This window comes from Oliverpabstia sp. (assembly GCF_022785585.1).
In the GTDB taxonomy this organism is placed as follows: Bacteria; Bacillota; Clostridia; order Lachnospirales; family Lachnospiraceae; genus Oliverpabstia; species Oliverpabstia intestinalis.
Genome location: NZ_JALFPR010000173.1, coordinates 1 through 5,554, shown reverse-complemented (window position 1 = coordinate 5,554; position 5,554 = coordinate 1). Strand labels below are relative to the sequence as shown.

The 5,554-nt window shown below is 45.4% G+C and carries 5 protein-coding genes; all 5 read right to left on the bottom strand.

The window, feature by feature from the left end:
• Positions 1–36: 36 nt before the first annotated feature.
• Positions 37–1,728 carry a [FeFe] hydrogenase, group A gene (locus MSA64_RS11745; RefSeq protein WP_106491130.1) on the bottom strand — a complete coding sequence of 564 codons (1,692 nt, stop codon included), beginning with the start codon at positions 1,726–1,728 and terminating at the stop codon, positions 37–39.
• A 15-nt stretch (positions 1,729–1,743) separates the two neighbouring features.
• On the bottom strand, positions 1,744–3,615 hold the full coding sequence (locus tag MSA64_RS11740) for an NADH-quinone oxidoreductase subunit NuoF (RefSeq protein ID WP_022171336.1): 1,872 nt from the start codon (positions 3,613–3,615) through the stop codon (positions 1,744–1,746).
• Positions 3,612–4,091, bottom strand: coding sequence for a complex I 24 kDa subunit family protein (locus tag MSA64_RS11735; protein WP_022399207.1), 480 nt, complete (start codon positions 4,089–4,091; stop codon positions 3,612–3,614). The genes MSA64_RS11740 and MSA64_RS11735 overlap by 4 nt, the downstream gene beginning before the upstream one ends.
• 598 nt (positions 4,092–4,689) lie before the next feature.
• On the bottom strand, positions 4,690–5,103 hold the full coding sequence (locus tag MSA64_RS11730; RefSeq protein ID WP_287891694.1) for a DUF5060 domain-containing protein: 414 nt from the start codon (positions 5,101–5,103) through the stop codon (positions 4,690–4,692).
• Positions 5,104–5,341: 238 nt separating this feature from the next.
• Positions 5,342–5,554: substrate-binding domain-containing protein (locus MSA64_RS11725; RefSeq protein WP_287891693.1), on the bottom strand; the 213-nt coding region annotated here is incomplete at its 5' end.

Genomic DNA, 5,554 nt, shown 5'->3' with positions numbered 1-5,554 from the left:
GTTCCAGGAGTTTTCCTATAATATTATGATACCAGTTTATTCATAACTTTCGTTATGTAACAGTTCATGTTCTTTGCCTTTTAATAATCCGGCGTACAGTTCCTGAACCAGCGGGTTCTCATCGGATTTCTTGATGATCGTTGTATTATCTGCGTTGTACAGACCTTTCGCACGGAGTGATTTTGTTCTGTCACCGGCTCTGGTCGGCTGTCCGCCTCCCATGATACAGCCACGACGACAGGCCATGATCTCGATCAGATGATATTCTTTTTCTCCGTTCTTTACCTGATCCATAACTTTTCTCGCATTGGCAAGCCCACTGGCTACACAGATCTTGATTTCGGTTCCCTGATAATCTACAGAGAACTCTTTGATGCCTTCTTCTCCACGGACACCGCTTTCTGCGATCTCATGCATCGCTTCTTTGCTGTGGTCATTGGTCAGACGACGAAGAACCGCCTCAGTCACACCACCGGTTACACCGAAGATCACACCGCCGCCGGAACCAAATCCAAACGGCATATCACAGGCTTCCGGTTCGAGAAGCGAGAATTTGATACCAAAGTTGTCGATCATACGAAGCAGCTCTGTGGTTGTGATAACGATATCTGTATCCTGTTCTCCCTTGGTAAAGCTGTTTGGACGAACAGCTTCCGCCTTCTTCGCAGTACATGGCATGATGGAAACCATAACAGTTTTCTTCCCCTTTGCATGCTCCGGATCACGGAAATACTCTTTGATGACTGCGGAAAGCATTCCCTGCGGAGAACGGCAGGTGGACAGGTTCGGAATATAATCTTTGTACTGATCGGTTACGAATTTGACCCATGCCGGACAGCAGGAAGTCAGTAACGGAAGTTTTTCTCCTTTTTTGATTCTGTCAAGGAACTCCGCACTCTCTTCCATGATCGTCAGATCCGCACTGAAGGAAGTATCGTATACTTCATCAAATCCCATCAGGTGCAGGGCATTGACGATCTTGCCCATCACGCTTTTTCCTTTGGTCAGACCATAATGATCTCCCACTGCAACACGGACAGCCGGTGCTACCTGAGCTACCACGCGCACATTCGGATCTGCCAGAGCTTCCCACACTTCATCCATATTGGTTCGGATAGAAATAGCTCCGGTCGGACAGAATACTCTACACTGACCACAGTTTACACAGTCCGTTGTGGAAATCTTCCGGTCAAATGCCGGCATAACCATCGCTTCGGTACCACGGAATGCAAATCCAAGAGCACCGATACCCTGCAGTTCTTCACAGGCGCGGACACAGTTTCCACAAAGGATACATTTATTCGGATCTCTCACCAGAGACGGGGAACTCAGATCCAGTTCTCTCTGTTCTCTCGTATTCTGGAACCGGACATTTTCAACCCCCAGACGATGTGCCAGTTCCTGCAGAACACATTCTCCACTCTTTACACAGGTGGTACAGTCACGGCAGTGTGCTGCCAGAAGCAGTTCCACGATGAGTTTTCTGTATTTTCTGATACGTCCGGAATTGGTATGGATCACCATGCCGTCTCTCGGCTCTTCCGAACAGGATGCAAACATCTTTCCTCTGTCATCTTCCACGGTACACAGACGACAGGCACCAAATGTGGAAAGCTCGGAGTGGTAACACAGTGTCGGGATATTGATACCCGCCTTTCGGATCACTGACAGGACATTTTTCTCATCCGTAAATTCAACTTTTCTTCCATCGATGATCATATGACTCATAAGACACCCTCCTTCCTACATTTCCACATATACTGCATTAAAGTTACAGTTATCTTTACAGGCACCACACTTGATACACAGATTATTGTCGATCTGATGCGGATGCTTGATAGCTCCGGTAATCGCTCCCGCCGGACAGTTCTTCGCACATTTTCCACAGCCGATACAGAACTCGGAATTGATATGGAACTGACGCAGAGCCGTACATACTTTTGCGTGGCACTTTTTATCACGGATATGTTCAACGTATTCGTCGCGGAACCGGTTCAGGGTACTGATGACCGGAAGCGGTGCACTCTTTCCAAGACCGCACAGAGCCATACTCTGTACCATGTGCGCCAGTTCTTCCAGCTCATCGAGATCTGACATCTCACCCTTGCCGTCTACGATCCGCTCCAGGATCTCCAGCATACGTTTGGTTCCCTCTCGGCACGGAACACATTTTCCACAGCTTTCACGCTGGGTAAAGTTCATAAAGAAACGGGCTACTTCTACCATACAGGTGTTTTCATCCATGACTACCAGTCCACCGGATCCCATGATGGCATCCAGTTTCTTTACCGAATCAAAGTCCAGAGGCGCATCCAGCTGATCCAGGATCAGACATCCGCCGGACGGTCCGCCGATCTGTACGCCCTTGAAAGCAGCACCACTCTTGAGTCCGCCGCCGATATCATAAATGATATGACGAAGCGTTGTTCCCATAGGTACTTCGATCAGACCGGTATTTTCAATGGCACCGGTCAGAGAGAATGTCTTTGTTCCCGGGCTTCCCTCGGTACCGATGGTACGGAACCAGTCTGCACCTTCCAGAATGATCTTCGGTACATTGGCATATGTTTCTACGTTATTCAGCACGGTCGGTTTTTCCCACAGACCTTTTTCAACGGTACGCGGTGGTTTTACACGCGGCATACCTCTGTTTCCTTCGATGGATGCCGTCAGAGCCGATCCCTCACCACATACAAAAGCACCTGCACCACGGTTGATATGCAGATGGAAGTTCACATCCGAACCAAGGATATGATCACCTAACAGACCATTTGCCTCTGCCTGTTCGATCGCCATGCGCAGACGTTTTACGGATAATGGATACTCTGCACGCACGTAGATATATCCGTCTTCTGCACCTACTGCATAAGCGGCGATGGTCATACCTTCGATCATCTTATACGGATCACCTTCCATTACAGAGCCATCCATGAACGCACCCGGATCACCCTCATCACCGTTACACACCACATATCGTACTTTTTCTTTTTGACGGGCTACCTGTGACCATTTTTTTCCTGCAGGGAATCCCGCACCGCCACGTCCACGAAGTCCTGATTTTGTAACTTCTTCGATAACATCCTGCGGGGTCATGGAGCCAAGTGCTTTGGCCAGTGCCTGATATCCACCGGCTGCGATATATTCGTCAATCGACTCTGCGTCGATCTTTCCACAGTTTTCCAGAACGATACGTGTCTGCTGATTCAGGAACGGAATATCGTCTGGATGCGGACAGACGGTCTCATGATCACGGTAGAACAGTCTCTCTACCGGCTGTCCTTCCAGGATCGTGCGCTCCACGATCTCTTTACAGTCTTCCGGCTGTACATGTACATACTGATAGTTATATGGTTCGATACGCATCAGAGGTCCCAGTTCACACAGACCCTGACAACCGGTTTTGATCACACCGATATGCGGAACATCTTTCTGCATCTCTACGGTAACACCATCGATATCCCGACACAGAATTTCCATTTCTTCATAAATTTTCTGAGCACCGGATGCGATACAGCCGGTACCGGAACAGACAAGAACGCGACAGGTATACGATTTGATTTCTTCATTTACCTTTGCCTGTCTGTTCAACAGATCTTCACGGCAATTTATACTCATACGCTTTCTCCTCTCAATTCATTTAACAGCTCGATAGCTTTTTCCGGCGTCATCTTAGGATGTACTTCATCATTGACCGTCAGAGTCGGCGCCAGTCCACAGGCTCCCAGACAGGATACGGTCTCTACGGTAAATAACATATCATCCGTTGTGTGTTTCTTATTACTGAGTCCCAGCTCTTTCATCAGAGCTTCTTTTACCGGCATGGATTTTCTTACATGGCAGGCAGTTCCGTCGCAGACTTTGATCACATACTTTCCTTTCGGTTCAAAGGAAAAGTTTTCATAGAATGTTGCCACGCTGTAGGCTTTTGCCTCTTTGACTCCGATCTCTTTCGCCACATAAGTAAGCAGTTCTCCCGGCAGATAACGATATTCTGCCTGAATATCCTGCATGATCGGAATCAGGGAAGCTGCCTTGCGGCCGTAGTGTTCGATAATCTCATCCGTTTTCTGGTAATAAGATTGATCCAGCATGTAGTTTCCTCCTTTCACTTCATTGCCCTTTTCTTTTTTGATTTCGATAACTTTCCGTACCTGTTCAGTTTCCCCTCTGAACAGTTTTGCGCAAACCACAGTTTCAACCTCCATATTGCTGCCGTTCACTTTTGCATTTTATACAGATGTCATTATCACTATTATACTTTATTTTATTATTTTGCACAATAAATATTTTATTTTAGCGCTATTTGTCGTTATTTTAACGAACTTTTCTCATGTAACAATATTTTTTATCAACATATCGTGTTTCATCTTTCTATGTCACTACATCTGGTATACCTGATGTGACTACTTAATAACAAAGAAAAGGCCTTTTTCCTGCCAATTCAAAAAGCGCCATTGCTCTCTGTGATGTTCTTCACATAAAAGCAATGACGCCTCTTTTTCAGGGGCAAAATACCTTTTGACTGCAGCATCTGAAACCGCGCTCTGCCCACACATAAGGAGTTCCTTGGAATATAAACTTCATCATAGCGAAGTACTTTGCGGATACTTTTTCTTACTTCCAGTATTTTTCTGTCTGTATCATTCTCTGATTGCTCACTATTATGTAACTTTTCCACAAACAGGTTACTTATCTTATTTCACTCGTTTCATCTGACTGCAGATCCCACACATAACAGGTTGTGCCGATGGAATAATACGGCGTTCCGTCTTCGTAGGCAAAATGATAGGTATTTGCCACACGGATCGGTCCGTGATTTTCCTCGCTCGCCGGTGTTACCTGAAATTTCCCGGTGAGCACTTCCCCGTCTATCGCGCTCCCTGTCACTTCGAATGTATATAATTCCACGAAAGACGGCATATATCTTACTTTGTACACACCTTCTCCGTCATAAAATCCGTCCACAGTTACTGTCTCATGTTTTCCTGTAAAGATTCCTTGAATCTCATAATCTACAAATGGGTTCTTATCAGAATGACCTTCTACAGTCACTTCCAGAACATCCCATTTTTTCACCTGTTTTTCATAATTGTATCTTCTCATATTCTTCCTCTTTTATTTAAATTCATGTTTATTTTTGTTTATATTTAAACCTTTTCATTTTTATTTTCAACTTTTCCTGTAAATATATGTCTTTGCTCATTGTCCATAGAACTAAGTACGTGCCTCGGTACATCCTCGCGGAGCGTTTCTTACTTTACAGGAAAGCAATTTCCTGTAAAGTAAGAAAAAAGTTCAGCTTCCCACACGGAATCTGAACTTTTTCACTTGCTGTTCTCTTTTATCTTTTCTTAACTGTTTCACCATCTACAAACACACAATTTGTATACAACTTACATTTTTCTTTTACCGGGTGTTCTATTTCCTTCAATAACAACTGTATTGCCCAGTATGCTCTTTCTGTATGGGGGACACGGATACTTGTCATATCAATGCCTCCGGTGAGAAAACTTGGCAGAGCATCAATACCGATCAGACTCACATCTTCCGGAAT